The 26,809-nt window shown below is 67.6% G+C and carries 21 protein-coding genes; 4 read left to right on the forward strand and 17 right to left on the reverse strand.

Translation table 11 applies throughout. The features are described 5' to 3' along the window. Positions 1-5 precede the first annotated feature (5 nt). The 3 genes from E1956_RS06335 to E1956_RS06345 form a co-directional block, all read right to left on the reverse strand. Positions 6-1,274 carry an EAL domain-containing protein gene (locus E1956_RS06335; RefSeq protein ID WP_134747861.1) on the reverse strand — a complete coding sequence of 423 codons (1,269 nt, stop codon included), beginning with the start codon at positions 1,272-1,274 and terminating at the stop codon, positions 6-8. Between the two features lie 343 nt (positions 1,275-1,617). Next, positions 1,618-3,066, reverse strand: a complete 1,449-nt coding sequence (gene mdtD / locus E1956_RS06340; RefSeq protein WP_134747862.1) for a multidrug transporter subunit MdtD — start codon at positions 3,064-3,066, stop codon at positions 1,618-1,620. A 163-nt stretch (positions 3,067-3,229) separates the two neighbouring features. Then, a complete protein-coding gene (locus E1956_RS06345) occupies positions 3,230-4,672 on the reverse strand; it encodes an aminotransferase-like domain-containing protein (protein ID WP_134747863.1) in 1,443 nt (480 codons plus the stop codon). A gap of 252 nt (positions 4,673-4,924) precedes the next feature. On the opposite strand from E1956_RS06345, the gene E1956_RS06350 reads away from it, so the two are divergent. Beyond that, positions 4,925-5,293, forward strand: coding sequence for a DUF2917 domain-containing protein (locus tag E1956_RS06350; RefSeq protein WP_134747864.1), 369 nt, complete (start codon positions 4,925-4,927; stop codon positions 5,291-5,293). A gap of 22 nt (positions 5,294-5,315) precedes the next feature. On the opposite strand, the gene E1956_RS06355 is transcribed toward E1956_RS06350, so the two are convergent. Then, positions 5,316-6,560 (reverse strand): citrate synthase, encoded by a 1,245-nt coding sequence (locus tag E1956_RS06355; RefSeq protein ID WP_134747865.1) that lies wholly within the window; start codon positions 6,558-6,560, stop codon positions 5,316-5,318. Between the two features lie 122 nt (positions 6,561-6,682). Between E1956_RS06355 and E1956_RS06360 the strand changes: the two genes are divergently transcribed. Further along, positions 6,683-8,176, forward strand: coding sequence for a CoA transferase (locus E1956_RS06360; protein ID WP_134747866.1), 1,494 nt, complete (start codon positions 6,683-6,685; stop codon positions 8,174-8,176). A gap of 55 nt (positions 8,177-8,231) precedes the next feature. Here the strand turns inward: E1956_RS06360 and E1956_RS06365 are convergent, their stop codons facing one another. After that, complete coding sequence (locus tag E1956_RS06365; RefSeq protein WP_028220189.1) at positions 8,232-8,978, reverse strand: GntR family transcriptional regulator; 747 nt, start codon at positions 8,976-8,978, stop codon at positions 8,232-8,234. Between the two features lie 156 nt (positions 8,979-9,134). Between E1956_RS06365 and E1956_RS06370 the strand changes: the two genes are divergently transcribed. Further along, the gene (locus tag E1956_RS06370) at positions 9,135-9,980 is read left to right on the forward strand and encodes an aldo/keto reductase (RefSeq protein ID WP_134747867.1); all 846 of its coding nucleotides are present in this window, start codon (positions 9,135-9,137) and stop codon (positions 9,978-9,980) included. A 256-nt stretch (positions 9,981-10,236) separates the two neighbouring features. Here E1956_RS06370 and E1956_RS46050 read toward each other — a convergent pair whose 3' ends face one another. The 11 genes from E1956_RS46050 to E1956_RS06430 form a co-directional block, all read right to left on the reverse strand. Then, positions 10,237-11,265 (reverse strand): hypothetical protein, encoded by a 1,029-nt coding sequence (locus E1956_RS46050; protein ID WP_167759979.1) that lies wholly within the window; start codon positions 11,263-11,265, stop codon positions 10,237-10,239. A 543-nt stretch (positions 11,266-11,808) separates the two neighbouring features. Further along, a complete protein-coding gene (locus E1956_RS06385) occupies positions 11,809-14,061 on the reverse strand; it encodes a dipeptide ABC transporter ATP-binding protein (protein WP_134747869.1) in 2,253 nt (750 codons plus the stop codon). Beyond that, the gene (locus E1956_RS06390) at positions 14,058-14,924 is read right to left on the reverse strand and encodes an ABC transporter permease (RefSeq protein WP_134750395.1); all 867 of its coding nucleotides are present in this window, start codon (positions 14,922-14,924) and stop codon (positions 14,058-14,060) included. Before E1956_RS06390 ends, E1956_RS06385 begins: the two co-directional genes overlap by 4 nt. A 43-nt stretch (positions 14,925-14,967) precedes the next feature. After that, a complete protein-coding gene (locus E1956_RS06395; RefSeq protein ID WP_134747870.1) occupies positions 14,968-16,008 on the reverse strand; it encodes an ABC transporter permease in 1,041 nt (346 codons plus the stop codon). 29 nt (positions 16,009-16,037) lie between these two features. Continuing rightward, complete coding sequence (locus E1956_RS06400; protein ID WP_197732829.1) at positions 16,038-17,678, reverse strand: ABC transporter substrate-binding protein; 1,641 nt, start codon at positions 17,676-17,678, stop codon at positions 16,038-16,040. Positions 17,679-18,084: 406 nt separating this feature from the next. Continuing rightward, complete coding sequence (locus E1956_RS06405) at positions 18,085-19,146, reverse strand: HoxN/HupN/NixA family nickel/cobalt transporter (RefSeq protein WP_134747872.1); 1,062 nt, start codon at positions 19,144-19,146, stop codon at positions 18,085-18,087. A gap of 23 nt (positions 19,147-19,169) precedes the next feature. Next, positions 19,170-19,679 (reverse strand): cupin domain-containing protein, encoded by a 510-nt coding sequence (locus E1956_RS06410; RefSeq protein ID WP_134747873.1) that lies wholly within the window; start codon positions 19,677-19,679, stop codon positions 19,170-19,172. Between the two features lie 202 nt (positions 19,680-19,881). After that, positions 19,882-21,990 carry an elongation factor G gene (gene fusA / locus E1956_RS06415; RefSeq protein ID WP_134747874.1) on the reverse strand — a complete coding sequence of 703 codons (2,109 nt, stop codon included), beginning with the start codon at positions 21,988-21,990 and terminating at the stop codon, positions 19,882-19,884. 325 nt (positions 21,991-22,315) lie between these two features. Then, positions 22,316-22,834, reverse strand: a complete 519-nt coding sequence (locus E1956_RS06420) for a DUF192 domain-containing protein (protein WP_134747875.1) — start codon at positions 22,832-22,834, stop codon at positions 22,316-22,318. A gap of 248 nt (positions 22,835-23,082) precedes the next feature. Further along, positions 23,083-23,301, reverse strand: a complete 219-nt coding sequence (locus E1956_RS06425; RefSeq protein ID WP_084688206.1) for a hypothetical protein — start codon at positions 23,299-23,301, stop codon at positions 23,083-23,085. Between the two features lie 356 nt (positions 23,302-23,657). Continuing rightward, positions 23,658-24,254, reverse strand: a complete 597-nt coding sequence (locus tag E1956_RS06430; protein ID WP_134747876.1) for a pseudouridine synthase — start codon at positions 24,252-24,254, stop codon at positions 23,658-23,660. A 499-nt stretch (positions 24,255-24,753) separates the two neighbouring features. Between E1956_RS06430 and icd the strand changes: the two genes are divergently transcribed. Beyond that, entirely contained in the window at positions 24,754-26,010 is a 1,257-nt protein-coding gene (gene icd / locus E1956_RS06435) for an NADP-dependent isocitrate dehydrogenase (protein WP_134747877.1), read from the forward strand. Positions 26,011-26,196: 186 nt separating this feature from the next. On the opposite strand, the gene E1956_RS06440 is transcribed toward icd, so the two are convergent. Continuing rightward, entirely contained in the window at positions 26,197-26,778 is a 582-nt protein-coding gene (locus E1956_RS06440; RefSeq protein ID WP_134747878.1) for a lipid-binding SYLF domain-containing protein, read from the reverse strand. Between the last annotated feature and the right edge of the window lie 31 nt (positions 26,779-26,809).

The raw sequence follows: 26,809 nt of genomic DNA on the forward strand, positions 1-26,809 counted from the left end.
CGGGGCTACCGCGAGGCGGCTTCCCAGTTGATGTCGACGCACAGCACCTGCAGGCCGTGCGCCGTTTGCGCGGCGATCGAGGCGGTCACGCACAGGTGCGCCTCGTTGATCGACAGATAGGGCGGCGTGAACTGCACGCTGCCGGGCGCTTTCATCGCGCCGATGAAATAGGGCCGGCGTTCCCAGCTCGCGCCCTCGGAGTGCAGGAGCGGCCGGAAGCGCTTGGCGCGCTGCGTCGCGCGCCCGTCGGGCAGCACGTTGTCGCCGATCTGGCGGCCCGAGGCGTCCAGCAAGAAGCTGCGCGCCGTCTCGGCGAGGCCGAGCAGCGGCAGCGTGGCGTCGGCCATGCTCACGCCCGCGGCGAGCTGTGCCGCTGCCGCTTCGAGCGCCTTCACGTAGGGCGCGAGGCGTGCGCACTGGGTCCGCTCGCGCGCGCTCACGCGTTCGCGCAGCCGCGCGGAGAGATCGTCCATCAGGCGCGCGGCAGTTGCGGGCGGGACGGGCTCCACGTCGGGGCGCGCGAAGTACGCGCCCTGCACGAAGTCGGCGTTGCTTTCCAACGCAATCAACGCGTCGCGCTCGGTCGAGAGTCCGCCCACCAGCACGAGTTGGCCGGACTCGTGCAGCATCGAGACGAGCCCCGGCAGCACGCGCTCGATGTGCGCGTGGCGGCTCGCCTGCGCAAGCAGGCTGCGGTCGAGCGTGACGATATCGGGCCGCAGATGCCACACGCGGTCGATGTTCGAGTGCTTGGCGCCAAAGCCGTCGAGCGCGATCACGAACCCCGCCTTGCGCAAGGCGTCGATGATCTCCGCGAAGCGCGAATTCTCCCCGCCTGCCTGCTCCGAGACCTCCAGCACCACGCGCTGCGGCTGCAGCCCGAGCGCCTTGATGCCGGCGAGCAGGGCGTCGCCATAGCTCGTGTCCATCAGCGCGGCGGGGTGCAGGCTCAGGAAGAGCCATTCGTCGTGCGAATCGAAGGCGTTGAAGTTGCCCAGGTGCAGCGATTCCGCGAGGCGGCCGAGCTCGAGCAGGTCGCCGCGCCGCGCGGCCTGCGTGAAGACTTCCTGCGACGGCACCTGGTCGCCATGCTCGTCGTGTGCGCGCAGCGACGCGTGGTAGCCGATCGCGCGGCGGTGGGCGACCGAGAACACCGGCTGGAACACGCTGAATACGGTGTATCCGCCGTAGAGCACGGTGCGTCGTGCGCCTGCTTCGCCCGCGACGGGACGCGACTGAAAGCCGGGGGGATCGAGTTCGATCATGCTGGTCATAGGGCTGGGTGGCGCGCGCGACAAACCGTGCGCGCGAATCTCGAGTTTACATTACTGGATAGCTGTGCAAAAAGTATGCGCATTGAGACACATGGCGGATCGGGCCATGCGCGCGGGATATCGGCTATTTCGAGACTGCGTGCGAGGGTGGTCAGGCACTCGTGTGGCGCCTCAGTGCCGCTCGCGCGCACCGTGGACATCGCTGCGTGCACCGTTGCAGTGCGGTGCGCAGCGTGGCGCCCTTTGCTTCAGGCGCGCTCCGTGGAACGGCCGGGGCTGCGGATGTGCGCCGCGTGTGTGCCCTGGTGTGCCCTGGCGTGGCCTTTGTGCGGCGCCCGTTGCTTCAGGTGCGCTCCGAAGGATCGGTCTTCTTCGCCGTGCGGCGCACGTCGTCGGAGAGCTGGGCGAAGATCCACGACGAGGCCGCCGTGATGATGCCCACGCAGACGAACGTCGCGTGGAACGCCGGAATCACGGTCGAGCCCGTGGCATTGTGGATCAGGCCGGTGAAGGTCGTCAGCAGTGCGCCCGCAACGGTCACGCCGAGGCTCATCGAGAGCATCTGCACGAGCGAAAAGAGGCTGTTGCCGCTGCTCGCGCCGCCCATGCCGAGGTCCTTGAGCGTGAGCGTGTTCATTGCCGTGAACTGCATCGAGTTCACGCCGCCGAATACGGCTAGCTGCACGATGCGCAGCCACAGCGGCTCGTTGGGCGTCGAGAGCGTGAAGCTCGCCATCATGAGCCCGACCAGCACCGTGTTGGTCACGAGCACGCGCCGGTAGCCGTGGCGCGTGATGAGATAAGTGACGAGGCGCTTGGAGCCCATGCCCGCCGCGGCCACTGGCAGCATCATGAGGCCCGCTTCGAAAGGCGTGTAGCCGAGCGCGACCTGCAGCAGCAGCGGAATCAGGTACGGCATCGCGCCGCTGCCGATGCGCGCGAACAGGTTGCCGAGCAGCCCCACGCAGAACGTGTGGATCTTGAAGAGATCGAGCGAGAAGATCGGCGTTGTTGCCCGCGCCGCATGCAGCCCGTAGGCCACGAACGCCGCGAGCGACACGATCAGCATCACGAGCACGGTCGCCTGCGGGATGCCGAGCTCGGCGCGGCCATCGAGCGCGACCGAGATCGTCACCATGCCGGTCACGAGCAGCAGGTAGCCCGGCACGTCGAAAGCCGGCGTTTCGGGGTTGCGGCTGTCGGGCATGAAGATGAAGGTGGCCACGCAGCCCGCCACGCCCACCGGCACGTTGATGAGAAAGATCCAGTGCCACGAGGCGATCTGCACGAGCCAGCCGCCGAGCGTCGGGCCGATGAGCGGGCCGATCAGGCCTGGAATCGCCACGAACGAGAGCGCGGGCAGATAGCGCTCGGCGGGAAACGTGCGCAGCACGGCGAGACGCCCCACGGGCAGCAGCATCGCGCCACCCACGCCCTGCACGATGCGCGAGAGCACGAGCTGGTTCAGCGTGTGCGCGCTCGCGCACAACAGCGAGCCGATCGTGAATACGAGGATCGCGCCGAGAAACACGCGGCGCGTGCCGAGCTTGTCGGCGAGCCAGCCGGAGACGGGGATCATCACCGCCATCGTCAGCGAATAGGCGATCACGACCGATTGCATGCGCAACGGCAGTTCGCCGAGACTCGTCGCCATCGCGGGCAGGGCCGTGTTGACGATGGTCGAATCGAGCGTCTGCATGAAGAAGCCCGTGGCGACGAGCCACAGCATCACGGACAACTTGCGGGCGGAAGGCGTGGGTGTGGAGCTGGACGAGGCGGTGGATTCGGACATGGGAGAAGGCAGGCGCGCAGGCGGTGGCTGGCAGCCGCCATTGTAGTGAACCCGGCGATCCGGCGTGCGTCTGGCGCCGCGCGGCACGTTGCGAGCCGGGTTTGGCCTGCGCTCCGAAAACAGCGCGAAATCAGGCCGAACTCAGGCCGGAATCACCCTGGAATCACCCCGGAACGCGCGCGGCCGCTGCGAAGAACGCCTGCGCGCGCGGGTCGAGCGCGAACGCCACGTTGATGCGCAGCCACGGGCTCGGCTCGCCATGGGGCCGGAAGTGGCTGCCCGGCGACGCGCTCACGCCAAACGGCTCGCCGCAGGGGACGAGCCGCGCCGAATCGTCGACGTGCGGCACGCGCGCCCAGATGAACTTGCCGCCGCTCTGCGCGTACGGGCGCACGCCGGCCTGCGCCGAGGCCGGCCCCGCGAACAGCTCCCAGCCGTGCTCTTCGAGCGTGCGCGTAGCCGCGCCGAGCGCTTCGGTCATGCGACGGCGCAGCCTCTCCAGATACTTGCGGTACGCGCCGCGCTCGAGCAGCGTGGCCGCCACGGCCTGCGTGAAGCGCGAGCCGCTCAAGCTCGTGAGCGCCTTGATCGATGCGAGGTCGCGCACGATCGCCGGATTCGCGACTACATAGCCGATCCGCAGCGACGACGAGAGCGTCTTGGAGAGCCCGCCCACGTAGATCACATGCTCGAACTGGTCGAGCGCGGCGAGGCGGTCGGTGGGGTCGGCCTGGAAGTCGGCGTAGATGTCGTCTTCGACGATGGTGAAGCCGTGCTCGCGCGCGAGCTGCAGCAGGCGGAACGCAATGGGCGGCGAGACGGTCGTGCCGGTCGGGTTGTGGAACACCGTGTTGATGAAGAAGGCGCGCGGGCGATGCTGCGCGAGCAGCGCGTGCAGATGCTCGAGATCGGGGCCGCTCGCCGTGCGCGTGACGCCGACGAGGCGCACGCCGTGCAGCTTCAGCAGTCCGTACAGGTTGTAGTAGCCCGGATCCTCCACGAACACCGTGTCGCCGGGCTTGAGCATGTAGCGCATCAGGAGGTCGAGGCCCTCGCTCGCGCCTTCGGTGATGAGGAGCTGCTGGGCGTCGGCGGCGATGCCGAGCGGCGCGAGCCGGTTGCGCAGATGCTCGCGCAGCGTGGCGTCGCCCAGCGGCGAGCCGTAATCGACGAGACTCGACGGGTTGGTGCGCGAGACGTGGCGGATCGCCTGGCCGATCGCCTCGATGTCGCGCCATGCCTGCGGGATCGAGCCGCTGTCGAGCTGCAGCGTCTCGCCGGGACGGTTGAGCTGGCTGAGCAGGTGGCCCGATTCGTCGGCGGCGTTCGAGGGGTCGCAGATGCCCATGCCGGACAGCCCCAGGCGCGCGTGCTCGCTCACGTAGAAGCCCGAGCCGTGCCGCGAGTCGAGGTAGCCGAGCGAAACCAGCCGGTCGTAGGCCTCGATCACGGGAAAGCGGCTGATGCGGTAGTCGGCGGCGAACTGGCGGATCGAGGGCAGGCGCGCGCCCGGGTGCGCGGCGCGCGAGCGGATCCACGTCTGCACGCCAGCGACGATCTGGTCGGTGAGCGGGACGCCGCTGGCGCGGTCGAGTTCGAGTTTCATGCGGGCCTCGCTGGGATGCCTGGTTGTTGCCTGGCTGTCACCTGGTCGTTGCGGGAGAAGGCGATCAAGTGTCCGGTTTTTCGACTGCACAGTTCCGGATGAACTGTTCGGAACTGTGCATGGGATCGCTTCACGCTGACGGCAATAATGCGCTAACCGGGAAGGCCCTTCAAGCCGCTTCTGCATGCGATTTGGCGTGCGCTGGAGGCGGCCTTGGCCCTGACCCGCAAGTCATCAGCAAGGAGCACGGCAATGCGCGAAATCCGTATTTTCGAACTTGAGCACGGCGAGCCCGCCGAGACCTGGCGGCTCGCGCAAGCAATGCAACTGCACGTCAGCGAAGGCGAGCTCTGGCTCACGCTCGGCGGCGACGCCGGCGACTACTGGCTGCGAGCCGGCGAGTCGATGCGTCTCGAGGCCGGTGCGCGCGTGTACTTGAGCGCGGGGCGCGAGGGCGCGCGCTTCATGCTTGCGCTCGGCGGCGCGTCGGCCATCGAGGGGCGCGACGTGCGTGCGGCGCCGGCGCGGCCCGACCAGGGGACGGGCGGTCTCGTGGGATGGCTCGCGCAGGAACTGCGCGAGCGTGCGGAGAAGCTGCAGTGGGGCGCACGCGCGGCATGAGCCGAGTGCGGCGTTGCGCGCCTCAACTCGCGTCGCCGAATTCGCCTATATAGCGCGCGCGTGGCCGGATCAGGCGCCCATCGGCGTTCTGCTCCAGCGCGTGAGCGATCCAGCCCGTCACGCGCGCCGCAGCGAAAAGCGTGAACGCCGCGCCGCGCGGCAATGCCAGCACACGTTCGATGGCTGCGAGCGCATAGTCGAGCGTGGGCCGCGCGCCGGTCGTTTCCATGACGGCGTGCGCGAGCGCATCGACTTCGTCCATCGGCGAGCGGGCGCTCGCGTGCTGCGCGAGCATGTCGAGCAACAGCCGCGCGCGTGGATCGCCTTCCGGATAGAGCGGATGCCCGAAGCCGGACAGCTTTGGCGTCGCGCCGAACTCGTCCGCCGCGAGCCGCTCGCCGAGATAGCGGTGCAGATCGTCCGCGTGCGCGGCCTCTTCGAAGAGCGCCGCCACGCGCGTGGTTTCGCCGCCGTGGCGCGGGCCGCCGAGCGCGGCGAGTCCGCCCGCCGCCGCGCCGAACAGGTGCATGCCCGTCGAGGTGATGCAGCGCACCGCGAACGTCGAGGCGTTGAGCTCGTGATCCGCGCACAGCACGAGCGCCGCGCGCAGCAGTTCCGCCTGCGTGCGCGAGCGCACGCCCCAGGCATGTGCGAGCTGGCGGTGCAGCGGCTCGCTGGAAGGGGCCGCACAGATCAGCGCCGCAGCCAGCAGGCGCATGAGTTGCGCACCGGTGTCGAGCTGCGCGTCGCGGCCCTGCGCCCAGATGCGCGGCATTTGCGCGGCGGCGGCCGGCAGCAGCACGAGCGCGCGTTCGAGCGGGGAATGCGCGCTCCAGAGCTTGAGCCACGCCGACCATTGCGCGACCGCGATCGGCGCCGCGCTCGCCTCCAGCACGCGGCGCGCCGGGCAGCCCCAGAGCAGCGCCGCGACCTCTTCGAGCGAGGCGTGGCGTGCGAGCGCGACGGCGTCCTGGCCGCGATAGAAGAGCTTGCCGTCCGCGATCAACGTGATCGACGATTCGAGCACAGGCACGCCCCAATCCAGCACCTTTTGCGCGACCTTGCCCGCGCGCTTGCCGTCGGCCTTGCGGCGCGCGAGGCGGCGCACTTCGGCGGCGGCGTAGCGGCGCGATTGAGGGCCGCCGCCCTCTGAGGCATCGCCCGCGGGCGACGAGGTGAGCATGCCGCGGCTCACATAGGCGTAGAGCGTGGCCCGGCTGATGCCGAGCGCGGCGGCGGCTTCGGCCGCGGTCATATAGCTGGACATGGTGGCGCGCCTCGTGAAACCAGAAAAATCGATCTATATTGATCATCATAATCAAGATTGATTCGATTGCAGGCACGCTTTTAACCTGTTTGCACTTTCCCCTAGCCAACAGGACGCACGCCATGACGCCCCGCGACGCGCTCGAACACCTCTGGATGCTGGCCCATCCCCACGACAGCGCCGAAGACCTTAAGGCGGCGCTCGGCTCGATCGACATCGCCGGCGACGATCCCGGCCTGCCTTCGGTGTTTCGCGTCGGCACGCTCGCGGCGGCGAGCATCGGCGGGGCGGGGCTGGCGGCGGCGCGCTTTCACCGCTTGCGTGGCGGCGCCGAACAGCGCGTCGGCATCGACGTGCGCCGCGCGCTCGCGGCGTTTCGCAGCGAGCGCTATCTGAGCGTCGATGGCGGCGCACCGTTCGAATTGCGCCATCCCGTGACGGGCTACTTCCAGACGCGCGATGGCCGCTGGATTCAGTTGCACGCGAACTTCGCGCACCATCTGCATGGCATCCTGCGCGTGCTCGGCTGCGGCGAGAGTCGCGACGACGTTGCACGCGCGATTCGCACGAATTGGGACGGCGCCGCGCTCGACGAGGCGCTCGCACAGGCGGGGCTCTGCGCGGCGCTCGTGCGCACGCCGCGCGAATGGGCCGCGCACGAGCAGGCGCGGGCCGTGGCGGGCCTGCCGCTCTTCGAGATCGAGCGCATCGGCGATGCCACCGACAGCGGAGGTGGTGCGGCGAGCGCACCGAAGGCCGGCGCGCGGCCGCTCGAAGGCGTGCGCGTGCTCGACCTCACGCGCATCATCGCGGGGCCGGTGGCGGGGCGCGCGCTCGCGCATCATGGCGCCGACGTGCTGCTCATCAACGGCCCGCATCTGCCGAACATCGCGCCGCTCGTGATCGACAACGGGCGCGGCAAGCGCTCGGCCACGCTCGATCTGCGCGAGGCCGCGGACCGCGCGCAACTGCATGCGCTCGTGCGCGACGCCGACGTGTTCTTGCAGGGCTACCGCCCCGGCGCGCTGGCGGCGCACGGCTTCGCGCCCGAGGCGCTCGCGCGCGAGCGGCCCGGCATCGTGTGCGTGTCGATTTGCGCGTACTCGCATCGCGGACCGTGGCACGAGCGGCGCGGCTTCGACAGTCTCGTGCAGTCGGCGAGCGGGATCGTCTGGACCGAGAGCGTGGCGGCAGCGCAGGGCGGCGCGATGCCGGTCGCGCACGACGATGCGCAGGCCGGCGGGTCATTCATCGCCATGCCTTTCGATGCGCCGCGTCCGCTGCCTTGCCAGGCGCTCGATCATGCCACCGGCTATCTCGCCGCGTTCGGTGCGATGGTCGCGCTCGCGCGGCGCGCACAGGAGGGCGGAAGCTGGCACGTGCGCCTGTCGCTCGCGCAGACGGGCCGCTGGCTGCAGACGATGGGCACGCTCGCAGAAGGCCAGCGCGCGCCCGATCTGCGTGCGCAGGATCTCGCCGATTGTCTCGAGGAGTCGGCCACGCCGTTCGGCCGCGTGCGCGCCGTGGCGCCCGCCGAGCGGCTCGAACGCACTCCGGCGTTCTATGCGCGGCCGAGCGTGCCGATCGGGACCGACGCGCCGCAATGGGCGGGGTGAGGGGGCGAGAGACCGCACTGATGCATGCCGCCTGGCTGAGTCGCTGCTGCGTTGCCTATTTGCGCAGCTCGGCGACGAAGTCGTAGTAGTCGTTGCGGCAGTACGTATCGGTGAGCTCGATGGCGCGCTGATCGGCGGTGTAGCCCACGCGCGTGATGAGCAGCAGCGCCTCGTTCGGCGCGATGCTCATCTGCCGCGCGATCTCCTCGCTCGCGTTCACGGCGCGAAAGTGCTGCAGCGCGCGCACGATCGCGAGGCCGCGCTGCTCGAGAAAGCTGTAGAGCGAATCGCCGATGGCGCCCGGATCGGGAATCAGCGCGGCGGGGAAGGTCGAGTTCTCGACTGCCATGACGATGCCGTCGGCCAGACGCAGACGCTTCAGACGCGTCACGGCCGCGGCGGGCGAGAGGCCGAGCTGGATCACCTCGTCGCGGCTCGCGGGCTGGATCTCGCGCGAGAGCCAGCGCGAGCTCGGCGTGAAGCCGCGCTGGCGTAGCATCTCGCTGAAGCTCGTGAGACGCGAGAGCGGATCTTCATAGCGCGGCGTGATGAAGCTGCCGGCGCCCTGGGTGCGGCGGATCATGCCTTGCTCGACCAGCAGCGCGATGGCCTTGCGCGCGGTGATGCGCGAGACGCCGAGCGCATCGGCAAGTACCCGCTCGGAAGGCAGCGCCTCGCCGGCAGCCCAGCGGTTTTCGTGAATCGCATCGCTCAGCTTGCGCGCGAGCTGCAGATAGAGCGGCGTGTCGTTGTCCGGGTCCGGGCGCAGGCCGCGCCAGCGGTCTTCCGTGGGAGCGTTCATGGGAGGCAGGCGTGAGAGGCGAACGGCAATTTTATGTCATAGGTGGCGTGGCGAGGAAATGATGGACTTACTCGTCGACGCATGACCCCGTGCCGCGCGAGGCGATACACTGGCCGTTCGCTGCAAGCGCAGATTTTGCATGGGACCGAAAAGCACATGACCACTGAAATTGCCAGTATCGCGCTGCCGGGCGGCGAACGTATCGCGAAGCTCGGGCAGGGCACGTGGGAAATGGCTGAGCGCGCGTCGCGTCGCGCCGACGAAATCGCTGCGCTGCGCGAGGGCGTCGCGCTCGGCATGACGCTCATCGACACCGCCGAAATGTATGGCGACGGCGCGACCGAAACGCTCGTTGGCGAAGCGCTGCAAGGACTGCGCGAGGACGTGTTTCTCGTGAGCAAGGTGTATCCCCACAATGCGAGCCGGCGCGGCGTCGAGCGGGCCTGCGAAGCCAGCCTGAAGCGCCTGAACACCGACCGGCTCGATCTGTATCTGCTGCACTGGCGCGGCGGCGTGCCGCTCGAGGAGACGGTGCAGGGCTTCGAGGCGCTCGTGCGCGCGGGCAAGATCCGCTACTGGGGCGTGAGCAACTTCGATACCGAGGACATGGAAGAGCTCTTCGAAGTCCCCGGCGGCGACGCCTGCGCGATGAACCAGATTCTCTACAACGTCGCGCGGCGCGGCCCCGAGTACGACCTGCTGCCCTGGAGCGGGGCGCGCGGCATGCCGTTGATGGCGTATAGCCCCGTCGATCATGCGCGTTTGCCCAAGCGCTCGCCGCTCGACGACATCGCGGCCCTGCATGGCGTGTCGATCTATCAGGTGGCGCTGGCGTGGGTGCTGCGCCAGCCCGATGTCTGCGCGATTCCGAAGGCGGGGCGCGTCGATCACGTACGCGACAATCGCGCCGCGCTGGATCTGGTGCTGAGCGCCGCGGACCATGCGGCGCTGGCCGCGTACTTCAAGCCCCCGCGCAGCAAACGGCCGCTGGAGATGCTGTAGCGCGTACGCGGGAAGCCGAAGCGAAGCGGAGGAGGCGCGCCGCCGTTGCACGTGCCGTTGTGCGGATGCCGATGCGGAAAAGACGCTGCCGGATTGCGAGTCCGTGGAGTGCGCGCAGCGGCGACAGGCTTCCGGCGACCGGCGGCGGCGCCCGGCCGGGGGACCGGGACGCCGCCGCCGTTGCCCGGAATGACGCGACCGGCCGTCGCGCCAATTCGGAGTGGTTGCGGCGGGAGGTTCGCACCGCCGTGCGAGCTCAATGACCGCCGCCTTTGCCGCCACCTGAGCCGCCGCCGTACCCGCCGCCCGGGCCGCCCGACGGTCCACCCTTGCCGAATCCTCCACCGAAACCTCCGCCAAAGCCGCCGCCGAACCCTCCACCGAAGCCGCCTCCGAAGCCGCCCGAGGGACCGCCTGACGGGCCACCCGAGGGACCGCCGGAAGGACCACCGGAGGGGCCGCCATGAGCGCCGCCGCAACCGCAGCCACTTGAACTGCCGCCGCTCGAACTTCCGCCGCTCGAACTTCCGCCGCTCGAGCTGCCACCATTCGAGCTGCCACCACTCGAACCCCCGTTGCTGCCACCGCTCGAACTTCCACCGTTCGAACCGCCGCTGTTGCTGCCACCGCTCGCGCTTGCGCCGCTCGAACTGCCGCCGTTGTTGCCGCCGGCGTTGCTACCGCCACTCGATCCACCACCGTTGTTGGCACCGCTGGCGTTGCTGCTGCCACCGCCCGAGTTGCTCGAGCCGCTGCTAGCGCCACCGACACCGGAGGAGCCGCTGCCGCGCCCCGGCCCCGAACTGCTGCCGGAGCTCGGGCCGCCCGACGCCCCGGCGCTCGCGGAACTCCCCGTCGATCCGCCGCCACCGCGGCCGCAGTTGCCGGCACTGCCGCCATAGCAGTTCTTCGGCTCGAAGACGATTGCGGCATCGTCTGCCGCGCTGGCCGTATCCGCGGTGGCCGTACCCGCGGTGGACTTGCCCGAGCCCGCCGTATCGGCGCCAGCGGTATGGCCCGGATCGGAGCCCGAGGTCGTTGCCGATGGCGCAAGAGCCCCAGGCGGAGCGCCTTCATCCGGCATGCCGGCGTCAGTCGTGCCGGCCGCGCCGCTCGCAGGCAGCGCGGCGTCGGCGACGATCACCCAGCTCGGAGCCGTTGCATTGTCGGCGGCCTGTGCGCCTACGGCCGGCAGGAGCACGCTGGCGCCTGCCGCGCCGATGGCAACGATTGCGAGTCCCCGGCTAATCCCGTAGCAGTACTGATAAAGAGTGCTGTTTTTCATTGCTTCCTCCCGGGGAGCGATAGCGTGTACCCGCTTCGCTTCTCTTGCGCCTTGTGTCCGGCGCTGCACCGCTCGTGCGCAGGCGCCGTCCCCCGTCAGGCTAAAACCGCTTCGCGCCGACGCGCGCTTCATGCCGTGCGTCACAGCCTCGCCGGCGCGGGCGGTAGACCTGGCACCCGGACGGTTTCCCGCCGGCTAGCCGGCTTACACAGGACTCCTTGCCGATTGTCGGAGCCCGTGCTCGGGGCGGCAGAAAGCAAGCGCATCATGCGGGCCGGCCATCCGTTCGCCCGGCGCGACGAACTGCGCGCTTCGCGCAGATTTCACACTGATGGGCGGCGACCGGATGCCTGGTCTCGATGTAGCGAGTTCTGTGCCATCGGTCCGGGAAGTCCGCGTGTGGCGGACTTAACAATCTCCCTACGATCTTGAGGCTAACAAAGTCATTGAAAACGTTTCGATGATGAAACGCATGCGCCTGGAGGGGGCATTTGCGTTGCAAAAGCGGACAACGCAACGAGTTTTGTCTGACCTTCGCGCGGATCAGGGATCGCTATGCGCAGGGTCGGTCTCGGCCTGGAGTTCGCGCAGTTGCGCAGCCGGGATGTGGCAGCGGATGCGATGGCCGTCGGCGTCCGCTTCGAAGGGCGGCGCTGCCTCGTCGCAGATCGCGCCGAGCTTGCGCGGACAACGTGCGCTGAAGATGCAGCCTGCCGCGCCACCTGTAGCGCCGCGCGGCATGCCGCTCGCGGGCGTGTCGGCCCAGCCATCGCTTGCGGACGTGTCGCGAGCGAGCAAGCCAGGGTTCAGCAGCGTTTCGGTATAGGGATGACAGGGGCCGTTGAGCACGGCGCTGGCGGGACCGCTCTCGAGCACGCGGCCCGCGTAGAGCACCATGACGCGGTCCGCCAGATAACGCACCACGTCGAGGTCGTGCGAGATGAACAGATAGCTCACCCCGCGCTCGCGCTGCAGGCGTGCGAGCAGATTCAGGATCGCGGCCTGCACCGAGACGTCGAGTGCCGAGGTGGGCTCGTCGCAGATCACGACGCGCGGCTCGCCCGCGAATGCTTGAGCGATCGCCACGCGCTGCTTGAGGCCGCCCGAGAGCTGCCGCGCGCGTGACGCGAGGTAGCGCACCGGCACGCGCACCGCTTCGAGCAGCGCGGCGACGCGCGCCGCGTTGCGCGCTTCGGCGTCTTCGTCCGCGTGCGCGCTGGAGCCTTCTTGTTGCGCATCGTTTGCGGCACTGCGCTGCGCGTGGGCGAGCGCGCGCCCCACGAGGCGCCTCACCGGCAGCGCGCGATTGAGCGAGGCGTCGGGATGCTGGAACACGATGCGCATCGCCTGCAACTGCTGTGCGTCGCGCCGTGCGAGCTGTTCGGCTAGCGGCTTGGCGTCGAGCTCGACCGTGCCGCCCGGGTCGGCGGCATGCAGGCCGAGCAGGAGCTTCGCGAGGGTCGTCTTGCCGCTGCCCGACTCGCCGACGAGGCCGAGCGTTTCCCCCGCGCGCAACTCGAGCGAGACGTCGTCGAGCACGCGCTGGGCTTGCGAGCCGCGGCCGAAGGTGCGCGAGACATTCGCCGCGCGCAGCACCACTTTCGCGTAGCGTGCGTCTGGCTCGCTGCGCGTTTCTTCAGCTTGTTCGTTTGTCTGCAGGTTCGACTGTACGACGGGCTGCGCAATTGTCTGTGCATTAGCACGCATATCGGCGATGCCGGGCGCGGCGTTCGCTTCGGCGATATCGGCCACGTCGGCGGCGGGCAATTCGACGGCCCGCTCGTGATAGTGGCAGCGCGACATCTGCTCGCCGTGCGCCGCTTCCATGCGATGCGGCGGCGGCGCGTGCTCGCGGCAGCGCGCGTCGGCGAGGCGGCAACGCGGCGCGTAGACGCAGCCGTGCGTGAGCGTGCCCGGCGCGGGCAGCTCGCCCGGTATCGTGTCGAGCGCACCGTGGGCCTTGTTGCGCCCCGGCGCCGGCAGGCAGCGCAGCAGGCCCACCGTGTACGGATGGCGCGCGCGTGCGAACACGTCGTGCGTCGCGCCTTCTTCCACGAGCCGCCCCGCGTAGAGCACGCCCACGCGCTCGCACATCCTGCGGATCACGGCCAGGTCGTGGCTGATGAGCAGCACCGCCATGCCGAGTTCCGAACGCAGTTGCGCGATGAGTGCGAGCACTTCGGCTTCGACGGTGGCGTCGAGGCCCGTGGTGGGCTCGTCGAGGATCAATAGCGTTGGGTTCGAAGCGAGCGCCATCGCGATCACCACACGCTGCTGCATGCCGCCCGAGAGCTGATGCGGCCAGCTCGCCATCACGCGCGCCGGGTCGGCGATGCGCACGCGCTCGAGCATCGCGTACGACTGCGTGAGCGCGTCGGCCGGGGCCACGCCGGCGGCTTCGAAGGCTTCGCTCAACTGCCGGGCGATCGTGAGCGTCGGGTTCAGCGCGCTCGCCGGGTCCTGATAGACCATCGACACCTTGTGGGCGCGCAGCATGCGCAGCCCTTCACGATCGAGTGCGAGCACCTCGACACCGGCGATGGTGATACGCCCCGCCTTGACGCGCCCGTTGTGCGCGAGATAGCGCAGCGCGGCGAGCGCGACCGTCGACTTGCCGCAACCCGACTCGCCGACGAGCCCATACGCTTCACCGCGCTTGATGCGCAGCGAGACGTCGGTGAGCACGTCGCGGTCCTTGCCGCGCACGCGGTAGGCCACCGTGAGCCCGACCAGCGCGAGCGCGTCGTCGGCGCGCGGGGCGCTGAAGGTGGCGAGGGCGGGGCGCGGCGGGTTCATGAGCCGAGCACCTCGGCGAGGCTGTCGGCGATCAGGTTGACCGCCACCACGAGCGAGGCTATCGCGAGCGCGTCGAACGCGACCGCCCACCACGCGCCGCCCGCGAGCAGCGTGTACGACTCGGCGAGCGCGAGGCCCCAGTCGGCGGAAGGCGGCTGGATGCCGAAGCCGAGAAACGAGAGCGTGGCCACCGCGAAGATCGCATAGCCGAGCCGCACCGTTGCTTCCACAACGATCGGCGGCCAGACGTTCGGCAGGATCTCCGCGAACATCACGTAGTACGCACGCTCGCCGCGCAACCGCGCGGCGGCCACGTAGTCGAGATGGCGCTCGGCGAGCACGGCGGCGCGCACCGTGCGCGCGACGAGCGGCGCAAAGGTGATGCCGATCACGAGCACGACGGCGAGATTCGATGCGCCCACGGCCGCGAGCACGAGCAGCGCGACGATCACGAGCGGCAGCGCGAGCACGGCGTCGAGCGCGCGCGCAACGAGCGTGCCGGCCCAGCCTTCGACATAGCCGGTCAAGAGGCCGAGCGCCGTGCCCGCGAGCGTGCCCGTCAAGGTGGCGAGCGGGGCGATCGTGAGAATGTCGCGCGCGCCCACGATCACGCGCGAGCAGATGTCACGGCCGAGCTGATCGGTGCCGCACCAGTGCGCGTGATCGGGCGGCAGGAGCGAGCTGAGCGGGTCGGACGCGTAGGCGTCGTAGGGCGCGATCCAGGTGCCCGCGAGCGCGCAGACGATCCACGCGAGCAGGATCAGCGCGCCCAGCACGAACGTGGGCGAGCGCAGCAGGAGGCGCAGCACGGCCACGAATGGCGCGGGGCCGGCCAGCGCGTCGTGCGCGGTGACGTCGTTCATCGATTCGGATACCGTATCGTACATGCGCGTTCCCGTGAGCCCATCAAGCCCCCTTATGCGCGCGCAGCCGCGGATCGAACAGCGCGTGCAACAGGTCGGCGCCGAGGTTCGCGAGCGTGTAGACGAGGCCCACCGTGAGCACGCCCGCTTCGAGCAGCGGAAAGTCCTTCGCCTTCGCCGCGTTGTAGATCAGCGAGCCGATGCCCGGATAGCGGAACAGCGACTCGACCACCACGAGCCCGCCGATCAGATAGCCGAGCTGCGTGGCCGCCACCGTCACGCTCGGCAGGAGCGCGTTGCGCAGCACGTGGCGCACGATCACGACACGGCGCGGCAGGCCCTTGAGGATCGCGGTGCGGGTGTAGTCGGCTTCGAGCGCGTCGAGCATGCCCGCGCGCGCGATGCGCGCGAGATAGCCGAAGAACACGAGGACGAGCGGCAGCACCGGCAGCACGAGATGGCGCAGCGTGTCGAGCATGCCCGCATCGGACGGCGCGACCGCCTCGATCGGCAGCCAGCGCAGCCACACGCCGAACACGAGGATCAGCGCGATCGACGAGACGAATTCCGGCACCGCGCTCGCGCACAGCCCCAGCGTGCTGATGAGCCGGTCGAGCCAGCGCCCGCCGTGCAGCGCGGCCCACACGCCGCCGCCGATGCCGAGCGGCACGACCACGACGAACGCGAGCAGCCCGAGCTTCGCCGATTGCAGGAGGGCGTCGCCCACCAGCGGCGCGACCGGCTCGCGGAAGGTCCACGAGGTGCCGAAGTCGCCGCGCAGCGCGTGGCCGATCCACGTGAGGTACTGGTCGAGCAGCGGGCGGTCCGCGCCGAGCGCGTGGTTGAGCGCCGCCACGGCGCGCGCGTCGGCGAGCGGGCCGAGCACCGCGCGCCCAATGTCGCCGGGCAGCAACTGGCCGCCCGCGAACACCAGCACGGAAAGCAGCCAGAGCGTGAACAGCGCCCACAAGGCGCGCTGCGCGAGAAAGCGCGCGGCGCCCCTGCCGCGCGCCGCGCGCAGCGCGCGTGCGCCGGGCGGATAGCGCGGGTTCGATGAGGGCGGTCTCGTCAGCGGTGTAGCCATCGGACTCCAGGTGCAGGCATGGCCGGCGCTTACGCCGCGAGCGTGGCGCGGTCGAAATAGAGCTGCGCGAGCGCCGTGAAGTGCACGCCCGAAAGCGCGGTGCGCTGCGCGATTAACTGGTCGTAGAAGTACGGAATGATCACGGGCGTCTCGTCGAGCAGCAGCGTCTGGATCTGCGCGGCCACCTGCTTTTGCGCGGCCACGTCGAGCGTCGCCGCGAACTGCCCGACCAGTTTGTCGTACTGCGCATTGCGAAAGTGCGCCGCATTCCACGTGCCGCCGCTCGTGAACGGCGCATTGAGGAACACGTTGGGCACGCCGCGATGACCGTAGTCCGTGATCCCGAGCGGCGAGTCGAGCCAGTCCGATTTGCCGTAGGTGCCCGCGCCGTAGTACTGCGACTGGCTCTCCACCTTCAGCGCGATGCGCACGCCGATCGCCTTCGCCGCGTTTTGCACGACCACGGCGAGATCGGGAATCTCCATGTACTTCTCGGTCGTGAGCGTGACGTCGAAGCCGTTGGCGACGCCTGCCTGCGCGAGCAACTGGCGTGCCTTGGCCAGATCGATCTTGCGCTGCGGCACTGTGCCTGCCGTCGACGGGAAGATGGGCGCAAACGGGCTGTCGTTGCCGAGCACCGCGCGGCCCTTGAAGAGCCCGCGCACCATCACGTCGCGATCGAGCGCGAGCGCCAGCGCCTGACGCACGCGCTTGTCCTTGAACGTTGGCACGTCGTTGCGCATGTGGATCTGCCGGTGCGCGCTCGAGCGCACGCCAATCACCTTGAAGTCGGGATTGTTCAGGATGCCGATGCCGCCCTGCACGGTGAAGGTGCCCATCACATCGGCCTGATGGCCCTGCAGCGCGAGGATCTGCGCCTGCTCGTCGGCGTAGAACGCGAACTGCACGCGCTCCGGGAGCGCCTTCTCGCCCCAGTAGGCGTCGTTGCGCACGAAGCTCGCGCCGCGCCGCGTCTCGTAGCGCTCGAGCTTGAACGGCCCGGTGCCGATAAAGCTCTTTTCGTAATTGCCCGCGTAATTCGCGGGCAGCAGCACGGCGTTGTAGTTGTCCGAAGAAACGTAGTAGGGGAAGTTGCCGTTGGGCGCGTCGAGATGGAACGCGACGGTATGCTCGTCGACCAGCTTCGTGCCGCCCTTCGAGAGCACCCCCTTGAGCACCGAGAGCGCCGCCGAGCCGCTTGCCGGATCGGCGAGGCGGTCGAACGTGGCCACCACGTCTTTCGCGCCGAACGGTTGGCCGTCGTGAAATTTCACACCGGGGCGCAGCTTGAAGGTCCAGACGTCGGCCTTCGCGTTGGGCTGCCATGAGAGCGCGAGGGCCGGCTGCAGTTGGCCGTTGGCGTCGTCGTTGGCGAGGAACTCGCCGGTCTGGTTCAAGAGGCACAGCGCGCCCGCGTCGGTCACGGTGAGCGGGTCGACCGCGCCCGCCGGCATCAGGTGTGCGACGCGGATGGTCTGACTGCCGGGCCTGGAAGCGCCCGATGTGCCTTGAGCGCGCGCGCCGCGTGGCGCGACGAGGCCGCCACCTGCGAGCGCGAGGCTCGAAAGCCCGAGCACGCCGGCATAGCGCAGCAACTCGCGGCGCGTGAGGCGGCCGGCGAGGAATTCGTCGATAGCATGGTTGCCGTAGTCGCCGGCGTCACGGCGCAGCGCATCGACCCCGCGCGCGGCGGTCGGAGAGGGCGCTTGAGCCGATTGGAGCAAGTCAGGCGAGCGAGGCGAAGGCGCCGACTGTGAAGGCAACGCTGGCGACGACTGCGGCTCTTGCGAAGAGAGCGACGAACGCGGCGAACGCGTGAGAGGGCTAGGCTGCGAGGGCGGCTGACGTTTCATCGGCGCGGGTTTCCGTGCGGTTCCGTGGAGGGGCGCGGCCGCCATGGAGGCGGCTGCGACAGCGGCATGCGGTACGGCAGACGACGAGTAGCGTCCAGTTTAGGCGCTTTCGGCCATGTTCGGCCAGATGCCCGTAGCACGGGTTGTACCGGGTTGCGTGCGAACGCGGCGAGTTGCAGGTGCGAGCGCGTGCGCCATACGCCAGTGCGGATGTTCTGCGGCTTTAGCGAACGCTCGATCCCGCGCAGGCCGGCCGGCGCGACCGATGGAACAGCACCGAGCCGATCCAGCACGCGATGAAGAGCGCAACGAGCGCGTAGCCGATCTCGCCGAAGCGCGCGTTCACATCGGCCACGGCCGACCACAGGCCACCGCTCGCACCGAGCTTCTCGCCGATGAGTCCCGCTGCCTCCACGCCGCCGATCGCGATCGCCACGAGCGCCGAGACGAAGGTAATGCTCGCGTTGTAGACGAGCTTGCGCCTGGGATCGTCCATGGCCCAGCCGTAGGCGTGAACCATCAGCACGTTGTCGGTGGAATCGACGAGCGTCATGCCCGCGGTGAAGAGCGCCGGGAACACGAGGATCGAGACCATCGGCAGGCCCTTGCCCGCTTGCGCGGCGGCGATCGCGAGCAGGCCGATCTCGGTGGCCGTGTCGAAGCCGAGGCCGAACAGCACGCCCACCGGATACATGTGCCAGCTCTTGCTCACGAGCGCGAAGAGCGGCCGCAGCGCGCGCGTGAGGAGTCCGCCGGGCGCGCGGGCTTCGGCGGCCTGCGCCTGTGCATCGACCGCCGCGGTTCCATCGCTCCGCTGCGCATGGCGATAGCGGCGCCAGACGTCGCGCAGGATCACGAGGTTCACGCCAGCGATCAAGAGCAGGAAGCTCGACGACACCAGCGTGCCGACGGTCGAGCCGATCTCGTGGAACTGCTCGAAGCGCCCATGCAGCGCGAGCGCGGAGAGCGCGATGCCGACGGTGGCCGCGATCACGATGCTCGAGTGTCCGAGCGAGAACGCGAGGCCCACGCCGAGCGGGCGTTCGCCGCGCTGCATGAGCTTGCGCGTGACGGCGTCGATGGCGGCGATATGGTCGGCGTCCACCGCGTGGCGCAGGCCGAAGCCATAGGCGATGACGGCGGTGCCGAGCAGAAGCGGATAGTGGCGCAACGCGATCAGCGCCCACGCCCAGGCCGCCAGATTCGCGCCGATCAGGACGGCGTAAAGCGCAATGAGGCGCGAGCGTAACGGTTTAGCGGTTGCGGGCGGGGCGGAAAACGTCATGCGCGATGGACGATGAGGGCGAATCAATGCTCGTGCGGATGGCGATGAATCGGATCGACCCAGTAGACCGTTTCCGGCGCTTCGACGGCGTCGATGTTCAGGTTTACGACCACGGCTTCGTTGTCGCTGCGCACGAGCACGCATTCGAGCGGCTCGTCGGTGCTCGCGTTGATCTCCTGGTGCGGCACGTAGGGCGGCACGAAGATGAAGTCGCCGGGGCCGGCTTCCGCGGTGAATTCGAGGTGCTCGCCCCAGCGCATGCGCGCGTGGCCGCGCACCACATAAATCACGCTTTCGAGCGCGCCGTGATGATGCGCGCCCGTCTTCGCGTTCGGATGGATCGTCACGGTGCCGGCCCAGATCTTCTGTGCGCCCACGCGCGCCGCATTGATGGCGGCGGCGCGGTTCATGCCGGGCGTTTGCGCCGTGTTCGTGTCGAGCTGGTCGCCGCGAATCACCTTGACGCCGTTCTCGCGCCAATCGGGCTTGTCTTCGTGCGAGTGCTCATGATCGTGCTCATGGTCGTGACTCATCGCGGTGTCTCCTTTCGTGGGCTGCGGCTGCACAGCGGGGTCGCAATATTGTGGCACGGTCAATATTGCGCCGCTCAGGCGTGCGTCGCTCGCGTGAGCGAGCACTCAGCAACCTGTCGCAACGCGCATGAAAAAGCCCGCCCCTGGCGGGACGGGCTTCGAACCAGCCGCCTCGCGCGAATGCGAGGCCTGCGCGGAGGGCCTACTGCTTCTTCGCGTTGATGACCGCTTCGGCCACGTTCTGCGGCGTTTCCGCGTAGTGCTTGAACTCCATCGTGTAGGTGGCGCGGCCTTGCGTGAGCGAACGCAACGAGGTGGAGTAGCCGAACATCTCCGAGAGCGGCACTTCGGCGCGCACGATCTTGCCGCCGCCGCCCGCGATGTCCTCCATGCCCTGCACGATGCCGCGGCGGCTCGAGAGGTCGCCCATCACGTTGCCCATGAAGTCCTCGGGCGTCTCCACTTCGACGGCCATCATCGGTTCGAGCAGAATCGGCTTGGCCTTGCGCATCGCTTCCTTGAAGGCCATCGAGCCGGCCATGCGGAAGGCGTTTTCGTTCGAGTCCACGTCGTGGTACGAGCCGAACGTGAGCGTGACCTTGGTGTCGACCACGGGGTAGCCCGCGAGCACGCCGGCCTTGAGCGTCTCCTGAATGCCCTTGTCGACGGCCGGGATGAATTCGCGCGGAATCACGCCGCCCTTGATCGCGTCGACGAACTCATAGCCCTTGCCCGGCGGCTGCGGCTCGAGCGTGATGACCGCGTGCCCGTACTGGCCGCGTCCGCCCGACTGCTTGACGAACTTGCCTTCGACATCTTCGATCTTGTTCTTCACGGTCTCGCGATACGCGACCTGCGGCTTGCCGACGGTCGCTTCCACGCCGAACTCGCGCTTCATGCGGTCGACGAGAATTTCGAGGTGCAGCTCGCCCATGCCCGAAATGATGGTCTGGCCGGATTCCTCGTCGGTCTGCACGCGGAACGACGGATCTTCCTGCGCGAGGCGGTTCAGCGCGATGCCCATCTTCTCCTGGTCGGCCTTGGTCTTGGGCTCCACGGCCTGCGAGATCACGGGCTCGGGGAAGATCATCTTTTCGAGCACGATGGCGTGCGCCGGATCGCAGAGCGTGTCGCCCGTCGTGGCCTCCTTCAGGCCCACCGCCGCTGCGATGTCGCCCGCGCGCACTTCCTTGATTTCCTTGCGCTCGTTCGCGTGCATCTGCAGGATGCGGCCGAGGCGCTCACGCTTGTCCTTGGTGGCGTTGAGCACCGTGTCGCCCGAATTCACGACACCCGAATAGACGCGGAAGAAGATCAACTGGCCGACGAACGGGTCGGTCATGATCTTGAACGCGAGTGCCGAGAACGGCTCGTCGTCGCTCGGGTGGCGCTCGATTTCCTTGTCGTGGAGGTCGTGGCCCAGAATCGCGGGGATGTCCACGGGCGAGGGCAGATAGTCGATCACGGCGTCGAGCATCGCCTGCACGCCCTTGTTCTTGAACGCGCTGCCACAGAGCATCGGCACGATCTCGTTGGCGATCGTGCGCTTGCGCAGCCCGGCCTTGATTTCCTCTTCGGTCAGGCTCTCGTGGTCGTGCAGATACTTCTCGAGCAGCGTTTCGTCGGCTTCAGCGGCGGCTTCGACCATCTTTTCGCGCCACTCGTGCGCGAGCTCGACCAGATTCGCGGGGATGTCCTCGTACTCGAACTTCACGCCCTGGCTCTCGTCGTCCCAGACGATCGCCTTCATCTTCACGAGGTCGACCACGCCCTGGAAGTGGTCTTCGGCGCCCACCGGAATCTGGATGGGCACGGCCACGCCCTTCAGGCGCTCGCCGATCTGCCGCTGCACGCGGAAGAAGTCCGCGCCCACGCGGTCCATCTTGTTGACGAACGCAATGCGCGGCACCTTGTACTTGTTCGCCTGGCGCCACACGGTTTCCGACTGCGGCTGCACGCCGCCTACGGAGTCGTACACCATGCAGGCGCCGTCGAGCACGCGCATGGAGCGCTCGACTTCGATGGTGAAGTCGACGTGTCCCGGGGTGTCGATGATGTTGATGCGGTGCTCGGGATAATTGCCGGCCATGCCTTTCCAGAACGCGGTGGTCGCAGCCGAAGTAATGGTGATGCCGCGTTCCTGCTCCTGCTCCATCCAGTCCATGGTCGCCGCGCCGTCGTGAACTTCACCCAGCTTGTGATTCACGCCGGTGTAGAAAAGGATGCGCTCGGTTGTCGTGGTTTTGCCGGCATCGATGTGAGCGCTGATCCCGATGTTGCGATAGCGCTCGATGGGAGTCTTGCGAGGCACGGTGATCTCCTTGGAATAACGCGCCATGGAAAGTGCCGGGCGGCGCGCGGCGCGGCCTGCGCGCGGTCCGGCAGTCCGTGCGGCGGCGTGCTCGGGGTGTTTCAGGGGGCTTCGAGCAGGCGGCGCCACACGGCGGATTACTAGGATAGCGCTTGCGCGGCGCTTTTGCTGGGACAGCGTCGGCGCGCGAAAACGCGTCTTGCCGGGGCGCCGCGGCGCGGGCAGGCGGGGTGGGAGCGGGAGAGCGCTGCGCGGGGCAGTTGCACTGCGCGTGCACTGCGGCACGACTGCCGCCCGGCGGCGGCGAGTCGCACTGCCTGCGTGCTTACTGCAGCGGCGGCAGGCCGTCGATCTTCATGCCGGGTTTGATGCCCTTCGCGGTGAACCAGCCCTTGCTCATTTCGAGCGCATAGGTGCCGTTATTGCGCGGGCAGTGGTTGTTGGTCGTTTCGGCCTGCATTTCGTCGATGTCGGTGATCGTGCCGTCGGCGCGCATGAACGCGATCGACAGCGGGATCAGCGTGTTCTTCATCCAGAAGCAGTGCACGGCGTTCTCGCCGAACACGAACAGCATGCCTTCGTTCGGCGCGAGCTGCGTGCGATACATGAGACCTTGCTCGCGGTCGGCGTCATTGGCCGCGACGGCGGCGTCGATGACGAACATGCCTGCGGTGAGTTTCAGGTGCGGAAAGTCGCCGGGTTGCTTGGCGCCGGGGGGCATCTGCTGGGCATGCGCGACGCTGCTGGTGGCGGCCGTCGTCAACGTGAAGGCCGCGACGGCGGCAAGCGGCAATGCAACGGCAAGCGCGCAACGCGCGATGAGCGGGCGCAGGGAAAATCGCACGAGTGAACTCCTTGCTTGAGAATAATCCGCGCATGTTACGCGAGTGCGTCAGCGCGGGTCAAAACTTGCGGCAACAGGCGGACGATGCGTGACGCGATGCTTGTGGGCGTTGCCACGGCGCAGGGCGCGTTCGACGCTGAATGGGGGGATGCAAAAACAAAAAGGCAGAGTGCCTTGCGACACTCTGCCTTTCGCACGCAGTGAAGATCGGCAAGATGGGCCGTTCTTCGAAGCGCTTTACAACAGGCTTACTCCGAAGCTGCCGAAGCGGCTTCTGCCTTAGCTGCCTTCTTGTGCGACGACTTCTTGTGCGACGACTTCTTGTGCGTCGACGACTTGTGTGCCGTCGAAGCAGCAGCCGGAGCTGCTGCCGTTGCAGCTGCCGGAGCAGCTTCCGGAGCCGAAGCTTGTGCGAATGCAGCCGATGCGAAGAGGCCAGCGACCAGAGCAGCGATCAGTTTGTTCATTTTGTGAATCCTCAGCTTGAGTTAATTAACCAAGTGACCCGGTTATTGGAGTCAGGTCGGTAAACGTGCCATCCACCTTTCGGTTGACAGTCTCGATCGACAAATTCAGAACAAATTCGCGAACGTGTCTGCCAGCGGTCGGGACCGTGCATTGCTACACGAGGACCCGTAAGGCTGAATGCCGGATAGCTTCGGGCGGCATCTGCGTGAAATAACGCATGGTTTCGCGTACCGGTTGACGCGAAATTTTTATTTGCTTCGTCACGCGCCCAATCCGCATGGCGACGCAAACACATTTCGCACGAGTGCGATGCGTGCAGCAGGGCGTGAAAACAGTAAAAGTGCTTGCGCAACAGTCACTTGTGCGCGTTGCGCGTGGGCGTCGCGCGGTGCCAGGGCGCATCGGTGGGCACCTCGACACTCGCACCGGGTGCGAGGCCCAGCGAAAAAATATCGAGCGAGCCGATCGCGACACGCACGAGACGCAGGGTCGGAAATCCCACCGCCGCGGTCATGCGCCGGACCTGGCGGTTCTTGCCTTCGCTGATGGCCAGCTCGATCCACGTGGTTGGAATCGCCGCGCGGTAGCGAATGGGCGGCGTGCGGGGCCACAGGAGATCGGCGTCGGCATCGGCGATTTTTTTCGCGCGGCACGGCTGTGTCACGAAATCGCCGAGATCGACGCCGCGCTCGAGCGCGGCCAGCGCATCATCGCCCGGCGCGCCTTCGACCTGCGCCCAGTAGCGCTTCACGAGCTTGCGCCGCGGTTCGGCAATGCGCGCTTGCAGCGCACCGTCGTCGGTGAGCAGCAGCAGGCCTTCGCTGTCCGCATCGAGCCGGCCAGCCGGATAGACGCCCGGCGTCTTGACCCAGTCCGCAAGTGACTGGCGTGTTTCGTGCGGCGAGAACTGGCAAATCGTGCCGAACGGTTTATTGAGGGCGATCAAGCGCATGGCGGATAGAGCAAGCGTATAAACGGGTAGAAGCGGGAGCAGGAGCGCGTCGCGATATTAATGCATAATGAGCCGCGACGAGTCTCAAGTCTTATATAAGATATAAGACATTGAGCATGGAATGCCGCTCATGGAATGGTCCAGAAGGCGGGTCGTGAGCCGGTCCGTGGCCGCCGTGCGCGCGCTGCGGCGCAGCAAGAGCGCGTCGCCGAGGCGGCGGCACGTGCGTTCGGGGCGTGGGCTAGAATAACGTCCAGACCCTGGCGCCGCCCGCCGCATGCAGGCCGCAGGTTTCATGCTGCGCGGGATACGCGAAAGCGCCGCACAGCCGCACAGTAGACGCACGAGAATTCGAAGCAGCGCGGCCGTCCGCGCCGCTTCGGCACGCACGCACGGCAATCGTACCCGTTCGAGTCTGTCCGGATCGGGCCCGCAGCCGGCGCAACCGTTTTCGATTCAAATCGCGGTCGACAGACCGATCCCTCTACTGGAGTTGATCATGCCGTATCAGCACATCAAGGTCCCGGCTAGCGGTGAGAAGATCACCGTCAATCCGGATTTCTCGCTCAATGTCTCCGATCAGCCGATCATCCCGTACATCGAGGGTGACGGCACCGGCGTCGATATCACGCCGGTCATGCTCAAGGTGGTCGATGCGGCGGTCCAGAAGGCCTACGCGGGCAAGCGCAAGATTCACTGGATGGAGATCTACGCGGGCGAGAAGGCCACGCGCGTCTACGGCCCGGACGTCTGGCTGCCCGACGAGACGCTCGAAGTCGTGAAGGAATACGTCGTGTCGATCAAGGGGCCGCTCACGACGCCGGTGGGCGGCGGCATCCGTTCGCTGAACGTGGCGCTGCGCCAGCAACTCGACCTCTACGTGTGTCTGCGTCCGGTGCAGTACTTCAAGGGCGTGCCTTCGCCGGTGCGCGCACCCGAGAAGGTCAACATGGTGATCTTCCGCGAGAATTCGGAAGACATCTACGCGGGTATCGAGTGGCCGGCGGAATCGGAAGGCGCGAAGAAGATCATCAAGTTTCTGCGCGAAGAGATGGGCGTCTCGAAAATCCGCTTCCCGGAGAGTTCGGGCTTGGGGATCAAGCCGGTCTCGCGCGAAGGCACGGAGCGGCTCGTGCGCAAGGCGATCCAGTACGCGATCGACAACGAGCGCCGCTCGGTGACGCTCGTGCACAAGGGCAACATCATGAAGTTCACCGAAGGCGCGTTCCGCGACTACGGCTACGCGCTCGCGCAAAAGGAATTCGCGGCGGAGCTCATCGACGGCGGCCCGTGGATGAAGATCAAGAATCCGAAGACGGGTGCAGACATCGTGATCAAGGACGTGATCGCCGATGCGTTCCTTCAGCAGATCTTGCTGCGTCCGGCCGAGTACGACGTGATCGCCACGCTGAATCTGAACGGCGACTACATCTCCGACGCGCTGGCGGCGCAAGTGGGCGGCATCGGCATCGCGCCGGGCGCGAATATGTCGGATTCGGTGGCGATGTTCGAAGCGACGCACGGCACCGCGCCCAAGTATGCGGGCAAGGATTACGTGAATCCGGGCTCCGAGATTCTTTCGGCGGAAATGATGCTGCGCCACCTCGGCTGGACTGAGGCGGCGGATCTCATCATCGCTTCGATGGAGAAGTCGATCCTGCAAAAGCGCGTGACCTATGACTTCGCGCGGCTCATGGAAGGGGCGACGCAGGTGTCGTGCTCGGCTTTCGGGCAGGTGATGATCGACAATCTGTAAGCGAAACGCTGCACGTTCGCACCATTGACGACCCAAACCCCGGCAGACCGAAATGGCTGTCGGGGTTTTTTCATTTCTCCTTGTCTGGTGTCTATCTTGAATTATTTCGAACTGCGAACTTATCGAGATAGTGTTATCTGCGAAATCTGGTATGCGGCATGATCCGAGTCCCGGGGCGGCGAATGCTTAATCGCTGAGGCGCGTAATCTTCTGCCCTTGTACGCCGAGTCCGGCCATGATGCCGGATTGACCGTAAATGAATGCGTAGACGTCGGAGCGTGCGGTGGTGGTGCTGAAGTCCGTGGCCATGCCCGAATCGGCAACGACGACGCTCGGCCCGACGCCGACCGACCAGCCTTCGGAGCTATTGAGATACTGCATCGATTGAGGCGTCGTCAGAAACATGGCTTCGGAAAAGTCCTGGGCGCCTGCCTGCAGACCCCACGAGAGCGTGCTGGAGTTGTAATAGCCCAGGACTTCGCCCTGAGCCGAGAACAGCACGCCGTTGCCGCCCGAGCCGCCGAGCAGGAAACCCGCCTTCAGGACACTGGGAAAGACCAGGATGCCGGCGGACTTCGATCCAAGCGCCCTGGCGGCCGGCGTGGTCTCGTAGAGCGTATTCAAGGCTTTGCGGGCCGCCTGTTCGAGTTGTGCGCGCGAAGACGCTTCACCGGTGGCGGAAGTGGGGGAATTCGTGAGGGTGGTCGAGCAGGCGGCAACGAGCAGAGCAGAAAGGAGCGTGGCAACGCGTACGGATTTCAGTGACATGATTAGGGGTGCTCCGTTTTTGTATGGGCAG

It is taken from the genome of Paraburkholderia pallida, from assembly GCF_004524855.1.
Taxonomy (GTDB): domain Bacteria; phylum Pseudomonadota; class Gammaproteobacteria; order Burkholderiales; family Burkholderiaceae; genus Paraburkholderia; species Paraburkholderia oxyphila.

Coding starts and splice junctions, on each gene's coding strand:
- E1956_RS06335 (WP_134747861.1), bottom strand. CDS start 1,274: ATGACCAGCATGATCGAACTCGATCCCCCCGGCTTTCAGTCGCGTCCC.
- mdtD (WP_134747862.1), bottom strand. CDS start 3,066: ATGTCCGAATCCACCGCCTCGTCCAGCTCCACACCCACGCCTTCCGCC.
- E1956_RS06345 (WP_134747863.1), bottom strand. CDS start 4,672: ATGAAACTCGAACTCGACCGCGCCAGCGGCGTCCCGCTCACCGACCAG.
- E1956_RS06350 (WP_134747864.1), top strand. CDS start 4,925: ATGCGCGAAATCCGTATTTTCGAACTTGAGCACGGCGAGCCCGCCGAG.
- E1956_RS06355 (WP_134747865.1), bottom strand. CDS start 6,560: ATGTCCAGCTATATGACCGCGGCCGAAGCCGCCGCCGCGCTCGGCATC.
- E1956_RS06360 (WP_134747866.1), top strand. CDS start 6,683: ATGACGCCCCGCGACGCGCTCGAACACCTCTGGATGCTGGCCCATCCC.
- E1956_RS06365 (WP_028220189.1), bottom strand. CDS start 8,978: ATGAACGCTCCCACGGAAGACCGCTGGCGCGGCCTGCGCCCGGACCCG.
- E1956_RS06370 (WP_134747867.1), top strand. CDS start 9,135: ATGACCACTGAAATTGCCAGTATCGCGCTGCCGGGCGGCGAACGTATC.
- E1956_RS46050 (WP_167759979.1), bottom strand. CDS start 11,265: ATGAAAAACAGCACTCTTTATCAGTACTGCTACGGGATTAGCCGGGGA.
- E1956_RS06385 (WP_134747869.1), bottom strand. CDS start 14,061: ATGAACCCGCCGCGCCCCGCCCTCGCCACCTTCAGCGCCCCGCGCGCC.
- E1956_RS06390 (WP_134750395.1), bottom strand. CDS start 14,924: ATGAACGACGTCACCGCGCACGACGCGCTGGCCGGCCCCGCGCCATTC.
- E1956_RS06395 (WP_134747870.1), bottom strand. CDS start 16,008: ATGGCTACACCGCTGACGAGACCGCCCTCATCGAACCCGCGCTATCCG.
- E1956_RS06405 (WP_134747872.1), bottom strand. CDS start 19,146: ATGACGTTTTCCGCCCCGCCCGCAACCGCTAAACCGTTACGCTCGCGC.
- E1956_RS06410 (WP_134747873.1), bottom strand. CDS start 19,679: ATGAGTCACGACCATGAGCACGATCATGAGCACTCGCACGAAGACAAG.
- E1956_RS06425 (WP_084688206.1), bottom strand. CDS start 23,301: ATGAACAAACTGATCGCTGCTCTGGTCGCTGGCCTCTTCGCATCGGCT.
- E1956_RS06430 (WP_134747876.1), bottom strand. CDS start 24,254: ATGCGCTTGATCGCCCTCAATAAACCGTTCGGCACGATTTGCCAGTTC.
- icd (WP_134747877.1), top strand. CDS start 24,754: ATGCCGTATCAGCACATCAAGGTCCCGGCTAGCGGTGAGAAGATCACC.
- E1956_RS06440 (WP_134747878.1), bottom strand. CDS start 26,778: ATGTCACTGAAATCCGTACGCGTTGCCACGCTCCTTTCTGCTCTGCTC.